This window comes from Nesterenkonia aethiopica, assembly GCF_039534665.1.
In the GTDB taxonomy this organism is placed as follows: Bacteria; Actinomycetota; Actinomycetes; order Actinomycetales; family Micrococcaceae; genus Nesterenkonia; species Nesterenkonia aethiopica.
The window spans coordinates 14,793-37,590 of sequence record NZ_BAAAVT010000001.1 but is presented as its reverse complement, the minus strand read 5'-3'; the positions used below and the strand labels follow the sequence as shown (position 1 = coordinate 37,590).

General features: G+C 70.4%; 25 protein-coding genes and 1 tRNA gene. 10 read left to right on the top strand and 16 right to left on the bottom strand.

From position 1 onward, the window contains the following. The first annotated feature begins 43 nt into the window (after nucleotides 1-43). From ABD658_RS00205 to ABD658_RS00195, 3 genes are read left to right on the top strand one after another with little or no spacing between them, the layout of a single operon-like run. Entirely contained in the window at nucleotides 44-652 is a 609-nt protein-coding gene (locus ABD658_RS00205; RefSeq protein ID WP_344682242.1) for a dihydrofolate reductase family protein, read from the top strand. Further along, the gene (locus tag ABD658_RS00200; protein ID WP_344682244.1) at nucleotides 649-1,014 is read left to right on the top strand and encodes a YciI family protein; all 366 of its coding nucleotides are present in this window, start codon (nucleotides 649-651) and stop codon (nucleotides 1,012-1,014) included. Before ABD658_RS00205 ends, ABD658_RS00200 begins: the two co-directional genes overlap by 4 nt. After that, a complete protein-coding gene (locus ABD658_RS00195; protein ID WP_344682246.1) occupies nucleotides 1,011-1,568 on the top strand; it encodes a dihydrofolate reductase family protein in 558 nt (185 codons plus the stop codon). Before ABD658_RS00200 ends, ABD658_RS00195 begins: the two co-directional genes overlap by 4 nt. Before the next feature lie 26 nt (nucleotides 1,569-1,594). On the opposite strand, the gene ABD658_RS00190 is transcribed toward ABD658_RS00195, so the two are convergent. Genes ABD658_RS00190 through ABD658_RS00175 form a run of 4 tightly spaced genes read right to left on the bottom strand, consistent with a single transcriptional unit; the run spans nucleotide 1,595 to nucleotide 5,329 of the window. Further along, a complete protein-coding gene (locus tag ABD658_RS00190; RefSeq protein ID WP_344682248.1) occupies nucleotides 1,595-3,181 on the bottom strand; it encodes a sodium/solute symporter in 1,587 nt (528 codons plus the stop codon). Continuing rightward, nucleotides 3,178-3,621: a hypothetical protein gene (locus ABD658_RS00185; RefSeq protein ID WP_070161995.1), complete on the bottom strand. Its 444-nt coding sequence runs from the start codon at nucleotides 3,619-3,621 to the stop codon at nucleotides 3,178-3,180. Before ABD658_RS00185 ends, ABD658_RS00190 begins: the two co-directional genes overlap by 4 nt. Then, nucleotides 3,618-4,466, bottom strand: a complete 849-nt coding sequence (locus ABD658_RS00180; RefSeq protein WP_344682251.1) for a LytR/AlgR family response regulator transcription factor — start codon at nucleotides 4,464-4,466, stop codon at nucleotides 3,618-3,620. Before ABD658_RS00180 ends, ABD658_RS00185 begins: the two co-directional genes overlap by 4 nt. Further along, complete coding sequence (locus ABD658_RS00175) at nucleotides 4,463-5,329, bottom strand: sensor histidine kinase (protein ID WP_344682253.1); 867 nt, start codon at nucleotides 5,327-5,329, stop codon at nucleotides 4,463-4,465. The genes ABD658_RS00180 and ABD658_RS00175 overlap by 4 nt, the downstream gene beginning before the upstream one ends. Before the next feature lie 265 nt (nucleotides 5,330-5,594). On the opposite strand from ABD658_RS00175, the gene ABD658_RS00170 reads away from it, so the two are divergent. Further along, nucleotides 5,595-6,011 (top strand): DUF485 domain-containing protein, encoded by a 417-nt coding sequence (locus tag ABD658_RS00170; RefSeq protein WP_085437488.1) that lies wholly within the window; start codon nucleotides 5,595-5,597, stop codon nucleotides 6,009-6,011. Next, nucleotides 6,008-7,672, top strand: a complete 1,665-nt coding sequence (locus ABD658_RS00165) for a solute symporter family protein (RefSeq protein ID WP_344682257.1) — start codon at nucleotides 6,008-6,010, stop codon at nucleotides 7,670-7,672. The genes ABD658_RS00170 and ABD658_RS00165 overlap by 4 nt, the downstream gene beginning before the upstream one ends. A gap of 133 nt (nucleotides 7,673-7,805) precedes the next feature. On the opposite strand, the gene ABD658_RS00160 is transcribed toward ABD658_RS00165, so the two are convergent. The 6 genes from ABD658_RS00160 to rpsB all read right to left on the bottom strand — a co-directional run bounded on the left by ABD658_RS00160 (nucleotide 7,806) and on the right by rpsB (nucleotide 12,867). Continuing rightward, nucleotides 7,806-8,366, bottom strand: a complete 561-nt coding sequence (locus tag ABD658_RS00160) for a DivIVA domain-containing protein (RefSeq protein ID WP_344682258.1) — start codon at nucleotides 8,364-8,366, stop codon at nucleotides 7,806-7,808. 4 nt (nucleotides 8,367-8,370) lie between these two features. Then, nucleotides 8,371-9,255 (bottom strand): phosphatidate cytidylyltransferase, encoded by an 885-nt coding sequence (locus tag ABD658_RS00155; RefSeq protein ID WP_344682260.1) that lies wholly within the window; start codon nucleotides 9,253-9,255, stop codon nucleotides 8,371-8,373. A 5-nt stretch (nucleotides 9,256-9,260) separates the two neighbouring features. Further along, nucleotides 9,261-9,818, bottom strand: a complete 558-nt coding sequence (gene frr, locus ABD658_RS00150) for a ribosome recycling factor (protein WP_311023665.1) — start codon at nucleotides 9,816-9,818, stop codon at nucleotides 9,261-9,263. Nucleotides 9,819-9,944: 126 nt separating this feature from the next. Continuing rightward, entirely contained in the window at nucleotides 9,945-10,712 is a 768-nt protein-coding gene (pyrH, locus tag ABD658_RS00145; protein WP_344682261.1) for a UMP kinase, read from the bottom strand. Nucleotides 10,713-11,027: 315 nt separating this feature from the next. Beyond that, nucleotides 11,028-11,870, bottom strand: coding sequence for a translation elongation factor Ts (gene tsf, locus ABD658_RS00140; protein WP_070161983.1), 843 nt, complete (start codon nucleotides 11,868-11,870; stop codon nucleotides 11,028-11,030). 142 nt (nucleotides 11,871-12,012) lie between these two features. Further along, complete coding sequence (rpsB, locus tag ABD658_RS00135) at nucleotides 12,013-12,867, bottom strand: 30S ribosomal protein S2 (protein ID WP_070161981.1); 855 nt, start codon at nucleotides 12,865-12,867, stop codon at nucleotides 12,013-12,015. Between the two features lie 509 nt (nucleotides 12,868-13,376). Here rpsB and ABD658_RS00130 point away from each other — a divergent pair. Then, nucleotides 13,377-14,141, top strand: a complete 765-nt coding sequence (locus tag ABD658_RS00130) for a M23 family metallopeptidase (protein ID WP_344682263.1) — start codon at nucleotides 13,377-13,379, stop codon at nucleotides 14,139-14,141. A gap of 55 nt (nucleotides 14,142-14,196) precedes the next feature. Here the strand turns inward: ABD658_RS00130 and ABD658_RS00125 are convergent, their stop codons facing one another. Continuing rightward, nucleotides 14,197-15,321, bottom strand: coding sequence for a glycosyltransferase (locus tag ABD658_RS00125; protein WP_344682265.1), 1,125 nt, complete (start codon nucleotides 15,319-15,321; stop codon nucleotides 14,197-14,199). Between the two features lie 36 nt (nucleotides 15,322-15,357). After that, entirely contained in the window at nucleotides 15,358-16,170 is an 813-nt protein-coding gene (locus ABD658_RS00120; protein WP_344682267.1) for a CDP-alcohol phosphatidyltransferase family protein, read from the bottom strand. A 96-nt stretch (nucleotides 16,171-16,266) separates the two neighbouring features. On the opposite strand from ABD658_RS00120, the gene ABD658_RS00115 reads away from it, so the two are divergent. From ABD658_RS00115 to ABD658_RS15325, 4 genes are all read left to right on the top strand, one after another. Beyond that, nucleotides 16,267-17,298 (top strand): zinc-dependent alcohol dehydrogenase, encoded by a 1,032-nt coding sequence (locus ABD658_RS00115; protein ID WP_344682269.1) that lies wholly within the window; start codon nucleotides 16,267-16,269, stop codon nucleotides 17,296-17,298. 76 nt (nucleotides 17,299-17,374) lie between these two features. Continuing rightward, complete coding sequence (locus tag ABD658_RS00110; protein WP_083277734.1) at nucleotides 17,375-17,785, top strand: 6-pyruvoyl trahydropterin synthase family protein; 411 nt, start codon at nucleotides 17,375-17,377, stop codon at nucleotides 17,783-17,785. Then, nucleotides 17,782-18,894: a glycosyltransferase family 4 protein gene (locus ABD658_RS00105; protein ID WP_344682271.1), complete on the top strand. Its 1,113-nt coding sequence runs from the start codon at nucleotides 17,782-17,784 to the stop codon at nucleotides 18,892-18,894. Before ABD658_RS00110 ends, ABD658_RS00105 begins: the two co-directional genes overlap by 4 nt. Beyond that, nucleotides 18,837-19,709, top strand: coding sequence for a methyltransferase domain-containing protein (locus ABD658_RS15325; RefSeq protein WP_425544545.1), 873 nt, complete (start codon nucleotides 18,837-18,839; stop codon nucleotides 19,707-19,709). Before ABD658_RS00105 ends, ABD658_RS15325 begins: the two co-directional genes overlap by 58 nt. Here ABD658_RS15325 and ABD658_RS00100 read toward each other — a convergent pair. From ABD658_RS00100 to ABD658_RS00085, 4 genes are all read right to left on the bottom strand, one after another. Continuing rightward, a tRNA-Ile gene (locus ABD658_RS00100) sits at nucleotides 19,666-19,742 on the bottom strand. The genes ABD658_RS15325 and ABD658_RS00100 overlap by 44 nt on opposite strands. A gap of 52 nt (nucleotides 19,743-19,794) precedes the next feature. Then, the gene (locus ABD658_RS00095) at nucleotides 19,795-21,045 is read right to left on the bottom strand and encodes a glycosyltransferase (RefSeq protein ID WP_344682273.1); all 1,251 of its coding nucleotides are present in this window, start codon (nucleotides 21,043-21,045) and stop codon (nucleotides 19,795-19,797) included. A 26-nt stretch (nucleotides 21,046-21,071) separates the two neighbouring features. Then, complete coding sequence (locus tag ABD658_RS00090; RefSeq protein ID WP_311023649.1) at nucleotides 21,072-21,725, bottom strand: CDP-alcohol phosphatidyltransferase family protein; 654 nt, start codon at nucleotides 21,723-21,725, stop codon at nucleotides 21,072-21,074. Nucleotides 21,726-21,863: 138 nt separating this feature from the next. After that, the gene (locus tag ABD658_RS00085) at nucleotides 21,864-22,730 is read right to left on the bottom strand and encodes a phage holin family protein (RefSeq protein ID WP_344682276.1); all 867 of its coding nucleotides are present in this window, start codon (nucleotides 22,728-22,730) and stop codon (nucleotides 21,864-21,866) included. Nucleotides 22,731-22,798 lie beyond the last annotated feature (68 nt).

Sequence of the window (22,798 nt, the reverse complement as noted above, 5' to 3'; positions counted from 1 at the left end):
GCATGCACCACGCAAGCAGTTGTCCCACACACCTGGAGGCACCATGCAGTCCCCGTCCGAGACGACCTCCTCCACGCGGAAGATCTTCGCCTTCCTGTTCATGTCGCTGGACGGATACGTCGAAGGCCCGGACGGCGAGCTGGACTGGAACCTGACCGACGAGGAGTTCTTCACCTGGAACATCCGGCAGTCCCGCGAGATCGGCGCCCTGCTGCTGGGACGCCGCACCTTCGACCACTTCGCCGAGTTCTGGACCACCCCCTCGGCGGCCGCTGCCATGCCGGAGGTCTGGACCTTCATGAACACCGTGCCGAAGACCGTCGTGACCGGCCGCGACGCCCCGCCGCAGGACTGGGACGGAACCCGTGTGGTGGACGGAGACGACCTGGCCGGCGTCGTCGGCACGCTCCGCGACGAGACCGGCGGGGACGTCGCCGTCCTCGGCAGCCCGACCCTGACCTGCGCACTGCTGGAGCAGGGCCTCATCGACGAGCTGCGGCTCCTCGTCCACCCCGTGCTGCTCGGCGGCGGCCGCCGGCTCACGGACGCCCTGCGGCACCGGGTGCTGCTCGACGCCGGCCCCACCACCGTCTTCCGTTCAGGCAACACGTTGCTCACCTACCGCCCCCGCACTCTCGAGAGGACACCATGACGCGCCACACCGCCACACACCTGCTGATTCACCGCTTCGTCCCCGGCACCGGGCCCCAGGAGGGCACCACCGAGCTCGACGACGAGATGAGCGCCTGGGAGGCCCTGGACACCGAACTGCGCGAAGCGGGCCAGCTGGTGGCCGCCTACGCACTCCAGGAGCAGACGGTGCGCTTCGGCGCCGGGACTGACGAGGTCTCCGAGACCACCGACGCCGAGGCCACTGAAGGCCGCAGCATCGTCTTCGCCGTCCATGCCGTGGCCGCCGCCGACGACGCCGAGGCCCACGCCATCGCCGAGAAGATGCCGCATCTGGAGTATGGTTCCACCGAGGTGCGCCCCCTGATGACGGACCAGCGATGACGCAGTTCCTCTACGCAGCCACTGTGACGGTGGACGGGCGGATCGCCGGTGCCGACGGGGACATGTCCTGGCTCCTCCCCCACATGGGCCCCGACCCGATCCTGGACCGGCTGATGCCGCAGATCCAGGCCCTGTTGGTGGGGCGCACCACCTACGACGGGGACGACCCGCATGCCGGGGACGCAGAGAAGGAGGGCGCATTCGAGGGATCCTGGTCGGGCCCGCAGGTGCTGCTCACCCACCGGCCGCCGGCCACGCCGCCACCGGGGATCACCGTCACCACCGACCTCGACGTCGCCCTGAGCACGTGCCGCGCCGCCGCCCCGGACGGCATCGTCTCCATCCTGGGCGCAGACGTCGCCCGTCAGTGCCTTGAGGCCGGAGCCGTGGACCTGGTGATGGTCACCACCGTGCCGGTGATGCTGGGCCAGGGGACGCCCCTTCTTCAGGGCTCGACCGGCCAGATCGACCTGGACGTGGTGGAGGAGAGTCCCCGCACCCGGCTCTTCCGAGTGCGTCGGGACGGGGAACCTCGAGACCGCAGCGACAGCTGACGGACCCCGGTGGAGCCCTCGGCGCCTCACCGCGAGAGGGCCTGGGCGGCCTCGGGCAGATGAAGGCGGGCCAGCACGGCCTCGGCACTGCGCGGCGGCGACTGCCGACCGAATCGGCTCACCGCCACGGTGAGGAGGAAGGACAGCGGGATGCACCACAGTGCCGGATACAGGAAAACCTGCGCCCCAGCCGTGTGCTCCCCCAGCCCCAGCCCGATGACCAGGGACAGCGACGACACCACCGCCCCGGAGACTATGCCCGCGATCGCACCGGCTTCGGTGAGCCCGCGCCACCAGATCCCCAGCAGGATCAGCGGACCCAACGCGGAGGCGGTGAACGTGAACACCATCGCCACCGCACCGGCGAGCGCCACCTGGCTGGTCACGGCGCCGACCAGCAGCGGCAGGCCCACCGCCGCCACGGCCCCACGCCGGAACCCACGGACGGTGCCGGAGAAGAACTCCTGGGACACGACTCCGGCGATCGAGACCACCAGACCGGAGCACGTGGACAGGAACGCGGCGAAGGCCCCACCCGCGACCACCGCGACCAGCACATCGCCGGCCGCGCCCTCGAAGACGGCAGCGGGCAGACGCAGCAGCGCCGCATCGGCGGTTCCTCCGCCGACGTCCGCGGCGGTGCCGCCGGACGGCGCCGGGGTCACGGCGCCGCCGTCGTCCGCCGCGGGCCCCAAGCCTCCTTCGGCCACCGGCAGCACCAGCCGGGCCAGCACCCCTAGGATCACCGGCAGCAGATAGAACATCGAGAGCAGGCTGAGCAGCAGCAGCGTCGTGCGCCGGGCCGCGGCCCCGTCCGGGTTCGTGGAGAACCGCACCAGCACGTGAGGCAGCCCGACGGTGCCCATCATCAGCGCCAGCGCCAGCGATGCGGTCTGGTACAGGCCGGCGCCGCCGTCGAGGGCCTGCGGCAGCAGCCCGGTCTCCCAGATGTCGCCGAGCGGGGGCAGCGCGTCGGTCAGCGGAGAGCCTCCGGCCGCCGCGTCGCGCTGCAGGCGCAGCAGGATGAACACGCACGGGATCAGCAGGGCGCACAGCTTCATCCAGTACTGCACCGCCTGCGCGACCGTGACCGACCGCATCCCGCCGGCCAGCACCGTGGGCAGCACCACCAGCACCACCACCAGCGGGCCGACCCACCCGGGCATCCCCGCCGTCGTGCTCAGGGTCAGGGACGCGCCGTGGAGCTGCGGCACGACGTAGAGCCAGCCGGTCATGATGACGATCAGCGCGGTCAGGCGCCGCAGCTGCGCGGAGCGGAACCGCAGCGTGGCGAAGTCCGGCAGCGTATAGGCCCCGGAACGTCGCAACGGGGCGGCCACGAACAGCAGCAGCGTGAAGAAGCCTGCCGTGTAGCCCACCGGGAACCACAGTCCCTGTGCCCCGTAGGAGACGATCAGCCCGGCCACCCCCAGGAAGCTGGCCGCGGAGAGGTAGTCCCCGGCGATGGCCGAGGCGTTCATCCACGGCGGCACCCGCCGGGAGGCCACATAGAAGTCACTGGTGGTGCGCGACCGCAGACCACCGACGCTGATCGCCACCGAGAACACGCAGACCAGGGCGACCGCGAGAAGCACCGCAGACGGGGAGCTCATGGCCGCCGCTCCACCCCCTGCGCCTCTGCCGCGCCGATCGTGGTCAGCAGGCGTCGCTCGGCGGCATCGCTGGCGCGCACGTGCAGCCAGCCGCCGAGGATCAGCAGCGGATAGAAGCAGACGGCCGGCACCACCCACGGCAGCGGCACCCCCAGCACCGTGACGTCCGCGAGCCCCGCCACGGTGGAGAGCAGCAGGTAGAGCACCACCACCAGCAGGAAGAAGCCCAGGCCCAGCAGCACGCCCAGTCGCAGCTGGTGCCGGATCAGCTCCCTGACCTGTCCGGGGGTCGCTCGCCTCCGGACATGCCCGCGCCGTGGGGCGAGCAGGACCTCCTCCTCCTCCGGAGCCGTCGCTGGCCCTCGCACACGCACCCGGGCCGCCCGCTGGGCGTCCAGGTGCTCTGCCCCGGACGGGTCAGGATGAGCCGGGTGGGTCATCCCTGGCCGCCTCGACCGGCGCCGCGGACCCTGTGGACCTCCAGGCGCTCCCGGACATGGTGCATCAGCCGGCGGCTCACCGCGATCTCCTGCTCCGTGCCGGCAGGATCCCGCAGCTGCACCGACATCCGGCCCTGACGGTGGAGCACCCGACGGACATGGTGGAGGTTGACCGCCGAGGAACGGTGCACCCTCACGAAACCGTGCTCGGCCCACTGCTCCTCCAGGTCGCTCAAGGCGATCCGCAGCAGATAGGAGCCCTCGGCCGTGTGCAGACGGGCGTAGTCCCCCTGTGCCTGGACCCAGCGGATGGAGGCGATGTCCAGCAGCACCGTGGTGTCACCCTGCAGCACCGAGACCCGCTGGGGCGCACTGTCCGGCGCGGGTTCGGCGGCCGGCCGCAAGGCGTCGGACGCACGGCGCAGCGCCTCAGCGAGTCGAGCGGCGCGCACCGGTTTGAGGAGGTAGTCCCGAGCCGCGAGTTCGAAGGCCTCCACCGCCGGTGCGGCGTCCGCGGTGACGAAGATGATCTGCGGTGCGGCATCGTCGCCGGGCAGCTCACGGGCCAGGGCCAGACCGGAGGGGCCCGGCATGTGGATGTCCAGCAGCACGACGTCGATCCGGCGGGTGTCCAGCTGGTGCTTCGCCTGAGCCGCGTTCGATGCGGTGTGGATCTTCCCCACCTGCGGGTCGGCCTCCAGCAGCCACTGCATCTGCGCGACCGCCGGCGGCTCGTCATCGACCACGAGGACCCGCAGCGCCCGCTCCTGCGGAGCCGATCCCGACCGGGACGATTCAGGACGGGACGATTCAGGACGGGACGCTCCTGACGGCACGGCGCTCATGGGGCTCCCACCTCCGCGTCCGGGGCCTGCTGCGGCTGGAACTTGGGGATGCGCATGGACACCATCATGCCTGCTCCCACGGCGGTGTCGATCACCAGACCCTGGCCGCCGCCGTAGGCCTGGCGCAGCCGCAGGTCCACATTGCGCAGCCCGATGTGCGAGCCCTCGGCCCGACCGGCCAGCACGCATGCCATATGCTCCGGGTCTGCCCCGACGCCGTCGTCCTCCACGGAGATGAGCGCGTGGGTCCCGTCGTCGGCAGCCTTCAGCCGCACCGTCACCTGTCCGTCCTCGGAGTCGAGACCGTGTAGCACCGCGTTCTCCACCAAGGGCTGGACCGCCAGGAAGGGGATCTGCACTCCCAGGACCTCAGGAGCGACCTGCAGCTCCACCTGCACCCGGTCCTCGAAGCGTGCCTGCTCCAGCAGCACGTAGCGTTCGACGGCGTCCAGCTCCTCCTCCAGCGTGGAGAAGTCCCCCTCGGCCCGCAGGCTGTATCGCGTGAAGTCCGCGAAGTCCAGGACCAGCTCCCTGGCGCGGACAGGGTCCGTGGGGATGAACGCCGCGATCGCGTTGAGACTGTTGTAGATGAAATGCGGAGAGATCTGGGCCCGCAGCGTGCGCAGCTCAGCCTCCACCAGCTGTCGACGGCGCGACTCGGCCAAGCGTCGGTAGTCCGGTCCCTCCGCCTCGGCACCCGCGGCGCCGCCCTGTCCGTCGGCGTCGGCGCCCTGGGCGCCCTCCGCGGCTGCGGCGGGTCCTTCAGACGGGCTGGTGCGCCGTGTGGCCAGCAGCAGCACGCAGGCGGTGAGGACACCGACCAGGCCCATCAGGGCGACCATCGCAGGGCTGACGTCGAACATGGGGACCATCGTAGGCCAGCCCTCCGTCCCCTCCTGCTGAGCTGCGGTGGCCGCCGACGAGGACATGACCGCTCGTCGCACGGATGACGCCGCTCGCCGCAGTCACCCCGTGATCCGCTTCACGTGACCTGGATCACTGCGGCACTGTGGTCAGCGTGCACTTACGGGGAGACCCCTGTCACCGACCCGCGACGCCGCTGCTGCGGCGCCGCCCCGCCGACCGCTGACCGGGCGGCCGGCGCAGCGATGACCACGAGGAGGAGCGATGAGCTCACCGACCGCGACGCACGCGGCGACCGTCGACTATCAGGAGGTGCAGAGCCGGCCTGAGTTCCAGGAGCTGAAGAGGACCCACCGGAGCTTCGTGTTCCCGATGGCGGTGGTCTTCCTCGCCTGGTACCTGGCTTATGTGCTGCTGGCCGCCTTCGCCCCGCAGATCATGGCCATCCCGGTGCTGGGCAACATCAACCTCGGCATCGTGCTCGGACTGGCGCAGTTCCTGACCACCTTCCTGATCACCGCGGCCTATGTCTCGTTCTCCACCAAGGCCCTGGATCCGAAGTCCAGCGCCATCCGCCATGAGCTGGAGGCCGCCGGCGTCGGGCTTCCCGACGAGACCCCCACGGCCGCCGACACGTCCGAGCCGACCCCGACGACCCCCGCAGGAGGAGCGAGCCGATGACCGCCGCCCTGACGTCATCGACACCCCTGGCAGCCCTGCCGAGACTCAGCGCCTCCGGCGAGGAGGAGGTGCTCTCCACCGAGGTCGGCAGCCCCTGGGCGAACATCGGGATCTTCCTGATCTTCGTCGGCGTGACCCTGTTCTTCGTGCTGCGCGCCTCGAAGAACAACAACACCGCCGCCGACTACTACGCCGGCGGACGCTCGTTCTCCGGGACCCAGAACGGCACCGCGATCGCCGGGGACTACCTCTCGGCGGCCTCCTTCCTGGGCATCGTCGGAGCGATCGCCGTCTACGGCTATGACGGGTTCCTCTACTCCATCGGCTTCCTGGTGGCCTGGCTGGTGGCGCTGCTCCTGGTGGCGGAGCTGCTGCGCAACACCGGCAAGTTCACCATGGCCGACGTCCTGAGCTTCCGTCTGCGCCAGCAGCCGGTGCGCATCGCCGCCGCGGCCTCCACCCTGGCGGTGTGCCTGTTCTACCTGCTGGCCCAGATGGCCGGCGCCGGCGCGCTGGTCTCCCTGCTGCTGGGCATCGACTCCCATGCCGGGCAGTCGCTGATCATCGCCGTGGTCGGCGCGCTGATGATCGTCTACGTGTTCATCGGCGGCATGAAGGGCACCACCTGGGTGCAGATCATCAAGGCCGCCCTGCTGATCGCCGGTTCCGCGATCATGACCGTCTGGGTGCTGGCACTCTACGGCTTCAACTTCTCCGACCTGCTGGGCGACGCCGTGGACCGCACCGGCCAGGAGGCCCTGCTCGAACCGGGGCTGCAGTACGGGCTGGACTTCCTGACCAAGATGGACTTCCTGTCCCTGGGCATCGCCCTGGTCCTCGGCACCGCCGGCCTGCCGCATGTGCTCATCCGCTTCTACACGGTCCCCACCGCCAAGGACGCCCGGAAATCCGTGGTCTGGGCGATCTGGCTGATCGGCGCCTTCTACCTGTTCACCCTGGTGCTCGGGTACGGGGCCGCCGCCATGCTGAACCAGGAGGACATCCTCTCCGCCCCCGGAGGCCAGAACTCGGCCGCCCCGCTGCTGGCCTATGAGCTCGGGGGCACGCTGCTGCTCGGCGTCATCGCCGCCGTCGCCTTCGCCACCATTCTGGCCGTGGTCGCAGGCCTGACGATCACCGCCTCCGCGTCCTTCGCTCACGACATCTATGGGCAGGTGATCAAGAAGGGGAAGATCGACAACAAGGGCGAGGTCCGCGCCGCCCGGATGACCGTGGTGGTCGTGGGGATCCTCGCGATCCTGGGCGGCATCGGCGCCCAGGGCCAGAACGTGGCGTTCCTGGTGGCGCTGGCCTTCGCGGTGGCGGCCTCCGCCAACCTGCCGACCATCCTGTACTCGCTGTTCTGGAAGGGCTTCACCACCCGGGGCGCCCTGTGGTCCATGTACGGGGGTCTGGGATCCTCCATCCTGCTGATCGCCTTCTCGCCGGTCGTCTGGGGTGCCGAGACCTCCTTCTTCCCGGAGATCGACCTGGCCCTCTACCCGCTGACCAACCCGGGCCTGGTGTCCATCCCGCTGGCCTTCCTGCTCGGCTGGATCGGGTCGAAGACCTCCACAGTCCGCGAGGACCCCGCCAAACAGGCCGAGATGGAGATCCGTTCGCTCACCGGCGTGGGCGCGGAGAAGGCCTCCGAGCACTGACAGGCGGCTTCCCCGGCCCACTCCCGAGCGCGCCGGAGCGCAGACGGCGAACGGCCCCCGCACGCGACGTGCGGGGGCCGTTCGCCGTGGATGTGGCGGAGACCTCCTGGCGGCAGGAGGAGGAGACGCTCGCTCAGCCCACTGAGGCCATGATCTCGGTCATGCGATCCAGGAAGGCGTCCACCTGGGCCTCGTCGTAGCCGTTGGATCCATGCGCGCCGGCGAAGATGATGGTGCGGACCTCGTCCACACTCATCGGGTTCTCCCCGTCCAGGTACTGCTCCAGCTCCCGGCAGAGCTCGTCCACCTGCTCCTTGCGATAGCCCAGCGCCGAGGAGTGCGCAGGCTCCCGGAATCGCTTCCCGTCGGGACGCTCCAGCCGCACGCGCAGGGGCGCGGCCCGTTCGGCGAGCAGCTCATACCAGGCGTCCTCGCCGTGCTGCTCGATGTACCTGTCCCGCTCGGCGGCGGCGAAGGCGTCCTCCAGACGGTCCAGGGCGCCGTCGACCTCCGCGGGGTCATAGCCGCCGGAGCCCATGGAGAAGCTGGCGTCCCGGATCTCCGAGAGCGCCATGCCGGTGCCGGAGTCGTAGGCCACACGAGCTCGGGCCATGAACTCGTCGACCTCGTCGCGGTTGTAGCCCTGCTCCTCGGGGTCGAGCAGGGTGAACAGTGCGTTCTCTGTGTGCGCCATGCTCTCAGCCTAATGGAACTCCCCCGGAATCCCGGGTGAGCGCCACGATCACGAAATAGGCGGTGGGCATCGCGAACACCAGGGAGTCCAGCCGGTCCATCACTCCCCCGTGCCCGGGAAGCACCTGAGACATGTCCTTGAGCCCCAGCTCGCGTTTGACCATCGACTCGGAGAAGTCCCCTGCCGTGGCGGCGACGACGACCGCGGCGGCCAGCAGGGCTCCGACGTGCAAGGGCTCGCCGAAGATCAGCCACGAGGCCAGCACCCCGACGGCGATGGAACCTCCCATCGAGCCGGCAAAGCCTTCCCAGGACTTCTTCGGGCTGATCTTCGGGGCCATCGGATGCTTGCCGAACAGGACGCCGACGATGTAGCCGAACGTGTCATTGGAGACCACCAGCAGCACGACGACGGCGAGTCGCCACTGCCCGTCGGGCTGACTGAGCAGCAGCACCGCGAAGGAGATCAGATACGGCACCCAGCAGGCCACGAACATCGAGGACATGATCGACCGCCCGGGGTCCTCCACATGCAGCAGCGCGGCGGTCACCGCGATGGCGGTGCAGGTCACCATCAGTGCCAGGGTGAGCGCCTCCACCCCGCCGAAGTATGCGGACAGCGGCATGGCGGCCGCACCCAGGAACAGCGGCACCTTGGGCAGCCGCAGCCCCTGCGTCTCCAGGGCTCGGGCCACCTCCCAGACGCCCATGGAGAGCAGCACGACCGCCACCATGATCAGCAGCAGCGGGAAGAACATGATCCCCAGCACCGCCGGGATCAGCAGGGCGGCGCCGGTGATGATCGCCGCGGGCAGGTCCCGTCCTGCCCGCGGCGTGCGCACCGGCTTCGACGCCTCAGACGGCTCGTCGGTGCGCTCGGGTCCTGTCATGGGCCTCAGACCTCGAGGAGCTCGGCTTCCTTGCGCTTGGCCATCTCATCGATGCGCTCCACGTGCTTCTTCGTGGCCGCCTCGAGCTCCTTGAGGCCCCGGTCGCGCTCGTCCTCGCCCACCTCGCCGTCCTTGACGGCCTTGTCCATGGTGTCCTTGGCCTTGCGGCGTGCGTTGCGGACCGAGACCTTGTGGTCTTCGCTCTTGGCCTTGATGAGCTTCACGTACTCCTTGCGGCGCTCCTCGGTGAGCTCCGGCATGGTGATGCGGATCTGCTTGCCGTCGTTGGACGGGTTCGCCCCGATCTCGGAGTCCGAGAGGGCCTTCTCGATCTCTCGCATCGCGGAGACGTCGTAGGGGGTGATGAGGATGGTCCGCGCATCCGGGACCGTGAAGGAGGCCAGCTGCTGCAGCGGCGTCGCGGCGCCGTAGTAGTCGACCATCACCTTCGAATACAGCGCAGGGTTGGCGCGGCCGGTGCGCACCGTGGCGAAGTCTTCACTGGTGGCCTCCACGGCCCGCTCCATGAGCTCTTCGGCTTCAACCAGGGTCTCGTCAATCACGTCGGTCTCCTTGAGGTGGGAACTTCCGTCTCAGTCTACGTGGTGCGGACCCGCTGAGGCGGGCCCACACCGGGGGTCGGCATCCGGCGGGGCCGTGCTGACCTGCACCGGGGCCGTCCGCCTCGCTCAGGTGGTCACCAGGGTGCCGATCTCGTCTCCCAGCAGCGCGCGGGTGACGTTGCCTTCGCCCTCCATGCCGAACACCCGCATGGGCAGCTCGTTGTCGTTGCACATGGTCATCGCCGTCTGGTCCATGACTCGGATGTTGCGCCGCAGCGCATCCGTGTAGGTCAGGTGGTCCAGCTTCTCGGCGTCGTCGTTGGTCTTCGGGTCCGAGGTGTAGACGCCGTCTACTCCGGACTTCGCCATGAGCACCATGTCCGCGCCGACCTCCAGGGCACGCTGGGCGCAGACGGTGTCCGTGGAGAAGTACGGCATCCCGGCTCCCGCACCGAAGACCACCACACGCCCCTTCTCCATGTGGCGGATCGCCCGCAGCGGGATGTAGGACTCGGCGACCTGTCCCATGGTGATGGCGGTCTGGACGCGGGTCGGCTGTCCGGCCTGCTCGAGGAAGTCCTGCAGGGCCAGGCAGTTCATCACGGTGCCGAGCATGCCCATGTAATCGGCGCGCGCCCGGTCCATCCCCGCCTTGGAAAGCTCGGCGCCACGGAAGAAGTTGCCCCCGCCGACGACGACGGAGACCTCCACCTTGCCGCCGACTGCGGCGATCTGCTCGGCGATCCCTCGCACGGTGGCCGGGTCGACGCCGACGCTGCCGCCGCCGAAGACCTCCCCGGAGAGCTTCAGGAGCACGCGACGACGCTCGACCCCCTCGGGGAGCTCGAGGTCGGTGGACTGGGCGGAGACGGGGACGGCAGGCTGTGTGGTCATCGGCGTCAGAGTCCTTTCGGGGCTCAGCCCGTCCGCCGAGCCGCTCCAGCGATGCTCGGTGCTGCAGACAGGATCGGCGGCGGGCGGCGAGAAGACGGTGTGGGCGAGAAGACGGTGTGGGCGAGAAGACGGCAGGGACGAGGGGTCGGCGTCGTACGGATGTGGTCGGGTTCCGGGCATGGAAAGGGGGTGACCACCGCGTGTGCGTGGCCACCCCCTGACGTCTCAGATCATGTGCTCTGCCTCATTGTAGGCATGAGCACGGTCCGAGACGAGAACCCGACGACGGGGTCGGGGTGCGTGGAGTGCGAGGCGTCAGTTGCCGACCCGGAAGCGGGCGAAAGCGGTCGCGCCGGCGCCGGCGGCCTCAAGGACCTGGGCGACGGACTGCTTCGGGTCCTTGGCGAACGGCTGGTCGACCAGGACGTGCTCCTTGAAGTACGCGTTGGTGCGACCCTCGATGATCTTCGGCAGGGCCTGCTCCGGCTTGTTCTCGGCGCGGGCGGTCTCCTCGGCGATGCGACGCTCGTTCTCCACGGTCTCCGCCGGGACCTCGTCACGGGTGAGGAACTGCGGCACGATGGCGGCGGCGTGGACGGCCACGTCGTGCGCGGCGGTCTGGGCCGCCTCGGAGTCGGAGTCCACCGCGAAGAGCACGCCGACCTGGGCCGGCAGGTCCTTGGAGGTCTTGTGCAGGTAGGCGTCCACGTAGGCGCCCTCGACCTTGGCCAGACGGCGGACGACGATCTTCTCGCCGAGCACGGCTGCGCCCTCCTCGGTCACGAAGTCGGAGACCTTCTTGCCGTCGACGTCAGCCTCCAGGAGGGCCTCGACGTCGCCGAGGCCGTTGGCCACGGCCACCTCGAGGACCTTCTCGGCCAGGCCCACGAACTTGTCGGACTTGGCGACGAAGTCGGTCTCGGCGTTGACCTCGAGCAGGTAGCCGGTGGTGCCGTCGACGACCTTGGCCAGCACCAGGCCCTCGGCGGCCGAGCGGCCCTCGCGCTTGGCGGCGCCCTTGAGGCCCTTGATGCGGATGGCCTCGATGGCCTTGTCGAAGTTGCCGTCGGCCTCGTCCAGTGCCTTCTTGACGTCCATCATGCCGGCGCCGGTGCGCTCGCGCAGTGCCTTGATGTCAGCGGCGGTGTAGTTCGCCATAAGTCCCGTCCTCCGTTGGGGTTCGATGGGGATCGATGAATCGGATCAGATCGATGAAAGTGCACTCTGCACAGCCCTCACGCCCGCCACCTGGACGGCGAAGCCCAGGTGACGAGCGTGAGGAGCTGACGCGACGAGAGTCTTACTCGGCGTTCTCGGCGGGTGCCTCGGCGGCAGCCTCGGCCGGGGCCTCGGCGGCCTCGCCCTCGGTCTGGCCGGCCTTCTCGGCGGCGTGCTGCTCGAGCAGCTCGCGCTCCCACTCGGCCATCGGCTCGGCGGCGGCGCCGGAGCCGCCGCCGCGCTTCTCCTCGCGGGCGATGAGGCCCTCGGCGACGGCGTCGGCGACCACACGGGTGAGCAGGTCGACGGAGCGGATGGCGTCGTCGTTGCCCGGGATCGGGTAGTCGACCTCGTCCGGGTCGCAGTTGGTGTCCAGGATGGCGATGACCGGGATGCCCAGCTTGCGGGCCTCGTCCACGGCCAGGTGCTCCTTCTTGGTGTCCACGACCCACACCGCCGACGGCGTCTTGGTGAGGTTGCGGATGCCGCCCAGGTTGGCCTGCAGCTTGTCCAGCTCGCGGCTGAGCAGCAGCAGCTCCTTCTTGGTGTGGCCGGAGCCGGCGACGTCGTCGAAGTCGATCTCCTCGAGCTCCTTCATGCGCTGGACGCGCTTGGAGACCGTGGCGAAGTTGGTGAGCATGCCGCCCAGCCAGCGGTGGTTCACGTAGGGCTGGCCGACGCGGGTCGCCTGCTCGGCGATGGCCTCCTGCGCCTGCTTCTTGGTGCCGACGAACAGGATGGAGCCGCCGTGGGCGACGGTCTGCTTGATGAAGTCGAACGCGCGGTCGATGTAGGACAGCGACTGCTGCAGGTCGATGATGTAGATGCCGTTGCGCTCGGTGAAGATGTAGCGCTTCATCTTCGGGTTCCAGCGGCGGGTCTGGTGGCCGAAGTGCACACCGGAGTCCAGGAGCTGGCGCATGGTGACGACAGGCATGGTGTTCCTTTCGATGCCGGGCTTCGAACACGCGGTCGACCGATCATCAGGATCGGAACAGGTGCGTGCAGCACCGGCTGGTTCTTTTCGGTTGGTCGGGTCGTGCCGCCCCGTTCTCCGGGGCTCCTGGCAGAGCAGGGATGCGAGGATCGTGGATCCGACCGCACCGGACCCATGACGGGTCGGCCCTGGAGGGGCCATCCGATGCGGACCGAGCGGATCACCCTCCCTGCGACGCCCCAGGCGACGCGAAGGAGGCAGGCTCTGCGCGTAGTCAGCGTCTGCGGGCGCTCGTCCCTCCCGGTTTCCTTGACGGGAAAGTCCCAGAAGTGGGCAGGGCGATAGAACGTCAGCGTCAACTGCTGGGGATCAGTGTACTACAGACGGATCGCATCCCCCCGGCGCGCAGTCCTCCACAGCACGACGGGTGACCGCGGTGACACGCCGGCCCCTCCACAAGGGTGGCTGCGGCCGTTCCGAGAGACCGGCGAGCGGGCCAGCATGGCGCCATGGATCAGCACCCCACTCGCCGCTCCGGCGTCCCCTCAGCAGACCTCTCGAGCCGCCTGCCGGCCGGCACTGCGGAGGTCCGTGCGCCCCTCCCTCCCACCGGCGCCACAGTCTCCCGGAGCATGCCGAGCGGCCCGGCGGCCGCATGCCAACCGGTCGAACTCGTCTCGCCGCTGACCACGCCGCCGCGTGCGGGAGCCGTGCTGATCGTGGTGCTGCTGGCCTTCGCCCTGATCGGCGCCGGCGGTCCGGCGCCCTCGGCCACAGCCGCCCCGACGGAGCCCGTCGCACCCCTGTCACGGATCTCGGAGGGCCCCGGTGGGGCGGGGCCGTCCACCCCAGGGGCCTGGCGCCCTCCCCTCAGCGGAGCCCTGGAGGTGATCCGTCCCTTCGCCGCGCCGCCCTCTCCCTGGGCGGCCGGACACCGAGGCGTGGACCTGGCGGCCGCAACAGGCGACGTCCGAGCCCCCGCCGACGGCGTAGTGAGATTCACCGGTGCGGTGGTCGACCGGGAGGTGCTGACCCTGGACCACGGCGGCGGTCTGGTGAGCTCCTTCGAGCCGGCCCCGTCGGAGCTCGCCGTGGGCGACACCGTGGCGGCCGGCGACGTCGTCGCGGAGCTGGGAACCTACGCCGACGGAGGCCACCACTGCGACCGTCGATGCCTGCACTGGGGCGTGCGGCTCCAGGGGGACTACATCAATCCGCTGCTGCTCCTGGGCGACCTGGAGCCTTCCGTGCTCCTGCCGCTGGAGGCGGGATGAGGGCCGCTCCGTCTCAGCTCCGTCTCCGCTCCGTCTCGGCACGGCGCCCGGCGGCTCAGTCCCAGGGATCGCTCCGTCGTCGCCACCGCTGCGCGAGGCCGTCGGCCAGGCGCACGAGCCGATCAGCCGAGTCCTCCCAGCTGAAGTCGAGGCTCCTGGCGCGGGCCGCCCGGGAAGCGGCGGCGAAGACCCCGGGCTCGTGCAGCCGGCGGACGGCGGCGGCGAAGGCCTCCGGGCGATCCGGGTCCACGCACTGCGCCCCATGTCCTGCGCCCGCCTGCCCGACGATCTCCCGGAAGATCGGCAGATCCGAGACCACCGTGGGCGTCCCCTGAGCCATCGCCTCGATGACGGGCAGGCCGTAGCCCTCCGCGCGGGACAGCGTCACCAGGGCCGCGGACTCCCGGAGCAGCTGCCGGTACCCAGACTCGGAGATCCCGTCGTGGAAGATCAGCTGGTCCTCCCGCGGCGCGAGGTCCACCAGCTCCGCCCGGCGACGGTCGTCGATCGGGCTGCACAGGTGCAGGGTGTGGTCCGGCAGGCCACGCAGCCCGCGGATCACCCCCTCGACGTTCTTGTAGTCCATGAAGGATCCCATGTAGACCAGCTGCCGGACCGGTGCGACGTGCGGGTCGCGCGGCCGCTGGACCGGTTGCGGCGCGTTCGGAATGACCTCTATCGGCCGGCGAGTGAGCCGGTGGGCGCGCATGAGCCCGCGCGTCGTCTCGGAGACGGTGGCGACGGCGTCCGCTTGGTCCAGCACGAGCCGCTGCGGCCACGGGCTGAGGTGGTACAGCCTCCAGCCCATGCGGATGGGAGCGGGCAGGTCCCGGGGAGGCGTGCGGTGCTCGTAGTAGATGAGGTCGTGCAGCGTGAGGATCAGCGGATAGCGCCGACCCCAGCCGCCCATGGTCTGCATCGGGGAGAAGACGACGTCGGGACGGTGCGGGTTGATCTGCCGGGCGACCCACGGCTCGGCCGCCGAGGTGGGGGCGCTGATCCGCAGCCAGGGCACCCCCGCGGGCAGCAGGCGCAGCTGCGCGGGATCGCTGATGAGCATGGTGACGTCCGCCCGGTCGGCGACCGCCTCGACCAGAGAGGCGGAGAAGCGGGAGATCCCGTCGTGGACCCGGGTGCGGGTGTATCGGGCGTCGAAGAAGAGTCGCAGCACAGGTGCCATTGTGCCAACCCGACGCGGTCCTCCCCTCCTGCACCGTCATTCCTCGGCGGGGCGTTCCAGTGTGCGGATGTCCACACCGAAGGAGAACGTCACCAGGGCCAGGCCCAACGCCACCGGAAGGGCCCGCAGCAGCAGCTCCAGCGGGAACTCCACCTCCCCCAGGTGCCACGGAGTCAGGTGCCACGGCGCCAGTGCGGCCAGCACCAGGATCCCCGGTGCCATGCCCAGCACCTTCCGTCGTCGGGAGTCCGGCAACGGGCGACGCCAGGCCGGTCGGATCCGAGCGCCCAGGGCGAAGCCGGGCCGCAGCAGACCCAGAAGTGCGGCCCACCATCCGACGGCGAGCGCGGCGGCCAGCGCGAGCACCATCAGCACCACAGCATCAGTGGTCTCGTCGTACCGGGCTCCGGCCGACGTTCCTCCCGCCCCGGCCCGGGCCACCGCGCCGTCGAGCCCGTCCATGAGGAGGATCACCCCGGCCAGCAGGATCAGCGGAAGCGGGAGACCGACGCCGGTGGGCACCGGGAGGTCACCGGACGCTGCGACCACCCCGGCGGCGAAGATGCCCAACAGCCCCGAACGCAGCAGGGTGACCGCATCGGCGGCACGGAATCCCCCGGCCCCACGGACCGCGTGCAGCTGGCACCCGGCGAAGGCCAGCAGCCCCGCCCCCACGGCGAGGCCGCCGAATCCCTCATGGGCCACGGGGCCGCCGTCGGGCCCGCGGGAGAATCCGGCCGTGAGAGCCGCCGCCAGGTGATCGCCGAGCCCCAGGAGGGCGAGCAGCAGCAGCGCCCCTGCCAGTAGGACGGCGAGGGTGCCGAGCACAGGCCGATGGCGATGATCCATGCCAGCGATCATAGGCCCGGCCGCCTCCGCACATCTCAGGGGCTCGCCCCGCGGCGGCCATGTCCTCCGCCCCCGCTGACGTGGCAGGATACGACCATGGAGGAACTGCACCAGAGCCCCGGCACCTCGCCGTCCGGCGCCCTGCGCAGCCGCCAGTACTGGACGACCGCCCCCGGGCGGGGTGAGGTCGTCAGCGCCCCCGTGCCCACACCGGGCCCCGGCGAGGTCCTGGTGGAGACTCTCCTGTCCGGGATCTCCCGCGGCACGGAGAGCCTGGTCCACCGGGGCATGGTCCCCGACGATGTGGCCGGGATCATGTGCGCTCCGCATCAGCTGGGCGAGCTGCCCCATCCGGTCAGCCACGGGTACCTGAACGTCGGCATCGTCCGTGACGGAGAAGGACCCGACGCTGCGGCTCTCCGCGGACGGACGGTGTTCACCCTGGCCGGCCACCGGGACCACGTGGTCGTCCCCGCCCAGGACTGCCACCCGCTGCCGGACGGCTGCTCCGCGGAGCGGGCCCTGCTGGCCGGAGCCGCGGAGACCGCCCTGAACGCCCTCTGGGAGGCCGGCATCAGTCTGGGCGACCGGGTTACGGTGATCGGCGGCGGCATGATTGGCCTGAGCACCGCCCTGCTGGCGCACAGGATCCCCCTGGAACGGCTCGAGGTCGTCGACGTCGACGAGGACCGGCGGCAGCTCATCGACGCCCTGGGACTGCACGCCGTCGCTCCTGGGGCGGCCGCACCGGACAGCGACGTCGTCCTGCACTCCTCCGCCACCGCCGCGGGCCTTGCCGAGGCGCTGCGTGTGGCCGGCGACGACGCGCTGATCATCGAGCAGTCCTGGTACGGCGACGAGCGTCCGCAGATTCCGCTGGGAGGCGACTTCCACGCCCGCCGGCTGCGGATCATCGCCTCCCAGGTGGGCGAGGTGGCTCAGCCGCGCCGGCTGCGTCGGGACCGCCGCGCACGCCTGCGCCTGGGGCTGTCCCTGCTTGACGATCGCTTCGACTCCCTGATCACGGGACGCTCTCCCCTGGAGGACCTCCCACAGGTCATGGATGCCCTGGCCTACGGCGACCCAGCCTGGGCAGGGACCATCTGCCACGTGGTGGACCACCGATGAGAGCCAGCGCCTCCCGCGCCCACCCGCGCCCACCCGCGCCTCCCCGCCGCCAGACGCCGACACGACAGGAGCACCCATGAGCACCACGAGCACGCCGTCGATGACCCGTTTCCGGCTCACCGTGGACGACCACCTGATGATCGCCCACAGCCTGGCGGACCCGTTCTTCGGGCCCGCCCAGAACCTGCACGGAGCGACCCTGCACATCCGAGCGACCTTCGAACGCCCCGGGCTGGATCCGCACGGGGTGGTGATGGACATCGGAGCCGCCGCCGAGCTGCTCTCCGGCGTCCTGGACCCCCTGCGGCACCAGAACCTGGACGAACACCCCGCCTTCGAGAACAAGCTCAGCACCACCGAGGTGATCATCGCGTACCTGGCCCAGCAGCTGGCCCAGGTACTGCCGGCCGACCACGGGCTGACCGCCATCGAGGTCGAGGCCGAGGAGAACCCTCGGGCCAGCGCCTCCGTGCGGATCGAGCTGTGACTCCTCCGGACCGACTGATCTGGGTCGAGCCGGATCTGCCCGGCCCCAGCGGAGGCTCCCTGTACAACGCACGGGTCATCGCCGGCCTGGACCGCCTCGGCCTGCCCACCGAGGTTCTGCGCATCCCCGGCGCCTGGCCCTCCCCGGACGAGGACAGCCGCGCGGCACTGAGAACCACCCTCGCCGCCCGACGGACTCAGCACCCCGCCGCGGCCGTGGTGGTGGACGGTCTCATCGGCTCCGCCGCACCGGAGCTGTTCAGCCCGGACCCGAACGGTCAGGCGCGCCCCGTCGCCGACATGCTACTGATCCACCTGCCGCTGGAGGCCGAGCACGAACGCCCCGGAACGGAACCCGCCCAGGTCCCGGGGCCGGCGCCTTCCGATCAGTCGTCGGCCGAGCAACGAGCGGTGACCTCCGCCGCCCGAGTGGTGACCACCAGTCAGTGGGCCGCCGAAGACCTGCACCGACGTCACGGACGGGACGACGTCGACGTCGTAGTCCCCGGTGTGGACCGGCCCGACGCCGGGCGGATGGCTGCCACCCAAGCGGTGGAGAGGCGCGCCGGGCCCTGGCGACTGACCGTGGCGGCCTCCCTCACCCCGCGGAAGAACCACCTCCTGCTCGCCGAGGCGCTCGCGGCTCTCCTCGACCAACCCTGGGTCCTCCAGGTGGCGGGCCCCGGCGGCGAGACGGACCACGGCTCCCACGTGCTGACGGTGCTGCGACGCCGCCTGCCCGGCCGGGTGATCCACCACGGTCCCCTCACTCCAGCGCAGATGAAGGCCCTGTGGGAGGACACCGACCTGGTGCTGCTGCCCTCCTGGGCCGAGACCTACGGGATGGTGGTGGTCGAGGCCTGCGCCCACGGCGTGCCCGGGATCGTCTCCGCCGGTACCGGCGCAGTGGAGGCGCTCGGCGCCGCCGGCGATGTCGCGGACCCGGGCCGGCCCGAGCAGTGGGCCCTGCGTCTGCGCCGTTGGATGGAGGATCCCAGCCTGCGCGGCCGGTGGGCCGAGGCCGCCCGCACCCGAGCCGATAGTCTGCCCACATGGGAGAAGACCGCGAACCACTGGCGTCGGCTGATCGGATCTCTGCCGAATGGCTGAGCCTCCGCGAAGCCGCCGACGCCGCCGCCCGGGAGCCCACACGCCCAGAGGTGGCCGCCCTGCTGGCCGAGCTGCGTCCCACCACGGTGGTCGACGTCGGCTGCGGCACAGGGGCCGGCGGCCGGTGGCTGCTGCCCCTGCTGTCCGGCGATCCGGGCTGGCTCCTGCTGGACCATGACCCCGACCTGCTCGCCGATACCGCCGAACGTCTTGCTGCGCGGGGTGCGACGGGTCCGGTGGAGACGCGTGAAGCCGACGTCGCCGACCTCGGCGCCGCGCTGGACGGCGCCGCCGGGCACACCCTGACGATCGCCTCCGCACTGCTGGACCTGCTCACCCCCTCCCAGGTCCAGGAGCTGGTGCACACCTGCATCCGGCGCAGCGCTCCCCTGCTCGTCGCCCTCACCGTGACCGGCCGGATGACGGCGGACCCCGGGCACCCCGAGGACGGGCTGGTCACCGAAGCCTTCAACCGCCACCAACGACGCGGCGGCCGCTGCGGGCCCGACGCCGTCGCCGTCCTGACGGACGCCGCCCGCGGCCAGGGGAATCCGGTGCGCACCTGGGAGACCCCCTGGCGGCTCGGCCCCGACGACGCCGTTCTCCTGCGGCAGCTGGTGGAGGACCGGGCCGCCGTCGCCGCGGAGCAGCTGGACGCTGAGGGAACCGCCCCTGCCGACGGCGCCGAGCGGGCGCGGCGCTGGCGCGACGACCGGCTGGGGCAGCTGGCGGCCGGCCGGCTCCACCTGGAGATCGGCCACCAGGATGTGCTGGTGGGGCGTGCGGGGCTTGAACCCGCGACCAAAAGATTATGAGTCTTCTGCTCTGACCAGCTGAGCTAACGCCCCAGATCGGTCACCCGTCCCGGCGCCTGGACGCCGAGGGTGAACCGAGGACATCCTATCGGGTGCGCTGGCGGCGCGGACGGCGAGCCGCCGGACGCCACCCCTGAGCCTTGCCGTACTGCCCGGGGTCCACCCAGTCGGCACCGCGATAGAGCTGCTCGAAGGCCTCCATGGTCTTGGTGATGCTGTGGCGCGAGGCGATCTCCCGGCTGCGCCGGCCCATCGCCTCCCGCTGCTCTGAGCTGCGGGTGACGATGTCCTCCAGCTTCGCCGCCAGGTCTGCGGCGTCTCCCGGGGCGAACAGGTGCCCGTTGACGCCCGGCTCCACCAGATGCGGCAACGCCAGGGCGTCGGCCAAGACCACCGGGAGGCCGGCCGACATCGCCTCCAAGGAGACCAGCGACTGCAGCTCGGCGGTGCCCGGCTGGCAGAAGACGTCAGCCTCCAGGTACGCGAGGCGCAGCTGGTCCTCGTCGACGTGGCCGCGCATGCGCACCCGGTCCTGCAGGCCCAGCGCCAGGATCTTCTCCGCGAGCACATCACGCTGCTCGCCGTCGCCGACGATCTCCAGTCCGATATCGAGGGCAGGATCGGTGGCGGCGACCGCGTCGATGAGCACATCGACGTTCTTCTCCACGGCCAGCCGACCCACGAACAGCACGGTGGGCCGCTGCCCAGGTGCGATCTCCTCGCCCGGCCGCAGCTGATAGTGGTCCACATCGATGCCGTTGGACAGCGGCAACACGTGGTCGAAGCCGGCACGCTCCCGCATGGTCTGCGCGGCCAGAGGCGTCGGGGTGGTCACCACCGAAGCCTTGCCCATCAGCCGGCCCATGTCCCGCCAGGAGTTCTCGGCCACGATGCGGCAGAACCAGTCGGGGAACGGCAGGAACGGGTCCAGGTTCTCCGGCATGAAGTGGTTCGTCGCGATCGTGCGGATCCTCCGCCGCTCAGCGGCCTCGATCGCGGCCTTGCCGATCATGTAATGGCACTGGACGTGGACGACGTCGGGCTGGACCTCCTCCATCAGCCGGTCCATGGCGGGTTCCACCAGCCAGGGCAGGCACAGCCGGTAGTACTCGTGCGTGGGAGCCTTGAAGGACCGGAACCGGTGGACCGTCGCATCCTCGGTGTGCTGGACCAGGTCCGGTCCGGAGTCGTTCCGGGCCGCTGCGATGTGGACCTCGTGACCCATGCGGGTCATATGCCGAGCCAGCCGATGACAGAACACGGCCGCCCCGTTGACGTCCGGCGGGTAGGTGTCCGCCGCGATGAGGATGCGCAGCGTGTCCTGGGTCCTGGGCATGAGCCGCTCGTGTCCTCCTGGGATAGTCACCCGCCCGACTCCCGCGCCCACTGGGCACGATCGCGGGGCCTGATGCCCCGGCTTCGGAGCTGGCGCGCTTTGCGGTGCGCCTTCACAAGATAATCGATGGACGCCAGGATGTGCATCAGACATCCCGCCGCGAGCACCAGCTCCGCCGTGATGACCAGCACAGTGCCCTCCAGCTGCGGTGTGCGGCCCAGGAGGATCAGCGGCGCACCCACCAGCAGACAGGCGGTGCGGATCTTGCCCAGCACCGAGACGGTCAGTTGCGGGGAGCCGGCGAAGCGCACGGCCGCGTGGACGAACAGCACCAGATCAGGGATCACCACAGCGAGCACCACCCACAGCGGCGCCACCGAGAACACCACCAGCGTGATGGTGACGATCACCAGCGAGAGCCGGTCCGCCAGCGGGTCCAGCCACTGCCCCACTGTGCTGAGCTGGTCGAAGCGCCGCGCGATGTACCCGTCCACCCAGTCGGTGGAGCTCAGCACCGCCAACACCCAGAACGCCCCGAGATAGGAGCCGGTGGCGACCAGCCACACGAAGACCGGAAGCAGCAGAAAGCGCACGACCGTGACGACATTCGGAACGGTCCAGAATGTCTCATGCAGGGTGTACTCGAAACCCTCCCGGGTTCCGGCACCGATGAATCTCACAGGGTCCTCTGCTGGTCTCGGCGGGGAACCCCGTCGACGATCGCCGACGGGGACGGGTCGTGTGAAGTTGTGGTCAGAGGCAGCGCGACCGTGCCCCGAGTTCGTGTCAGCCGAATCTTTCTCCGCCGAGTCCCGTGCTCAGCGCTTGGTCAGTTCCCTCAGGAACACCGCGCCGGCAGCCGCGGAGGCGCCCAGCACCGCCAACGGCTTCCACCGGGCCGCGACGAAGTCTCCTGCCGACGGTCCCTCGTGGTCGGCGCCCGAGCCCTGTGGGGCTTCACCGGCGTCGGCGTCGCCCGCGGAGCGGCCGGCGCCGCGCAGCTTCTCCTTCAGGCCGGCCACGCCGCCCTGGGCCTCGGACTTGAGCGACTCCTTGTCGCTGCGCTCACGGATCTCATCATGCAGGGACCCCAGGTGCTCCCGTCGCTGAGCGGTGCGCCGCAGCAGCTCCCGGTAGCTCGGCTTCTTCGGGCTGCCCTCGCCGGGAGTCTTGGCCTGCTGCTTCTTGCGCTCCTGGGCCTCCCGCTTGGCCTCCTCCTTCTTCCGGCGACGCTCGGCATCCTGCCGGTCCAGCGTGCGCGGGTCGAAGCTGCTGCCCTCCTTGGCCACCCCCAGGTCCAGTCGGAGCCCTCGGATCGCGTCCTCGGGCATCAGCGGCATGGCTTTCTTCAGGCGCAGCAGGCCGATGAGCACGAAGACCGCCGCGATCAGCAGGAAGATCCCGGCGACGATCAGGGCGGCCGCCCAGAGCTCGAAGATCAGTCCGAAGGCCGCCACGGCGGCGACGATCAGGGCGACCACCAGGAAGGTCAGAAAGACCAGGCCGACGACCATCAGGGCGGCGGCGATGCCTGCCGCGATGCCCTTGGTCTTCATCTGGCCGATGGCCAGCTGGATCTCGTCATTGATCTGCTTCGGCCCCAGGCGCAGGACGACCTTGATCAGGTCGACGAGCGATGGGCGGGGGGCAGCGGTGCGGGTGTGCCCTGCTCCTTGCTGAGCCAAGACAGCGCCTCCATCCTGAAATGACTGGTCGGACCTGTGGGACTGGCACAGCGGGCTGCGCAGCCTTC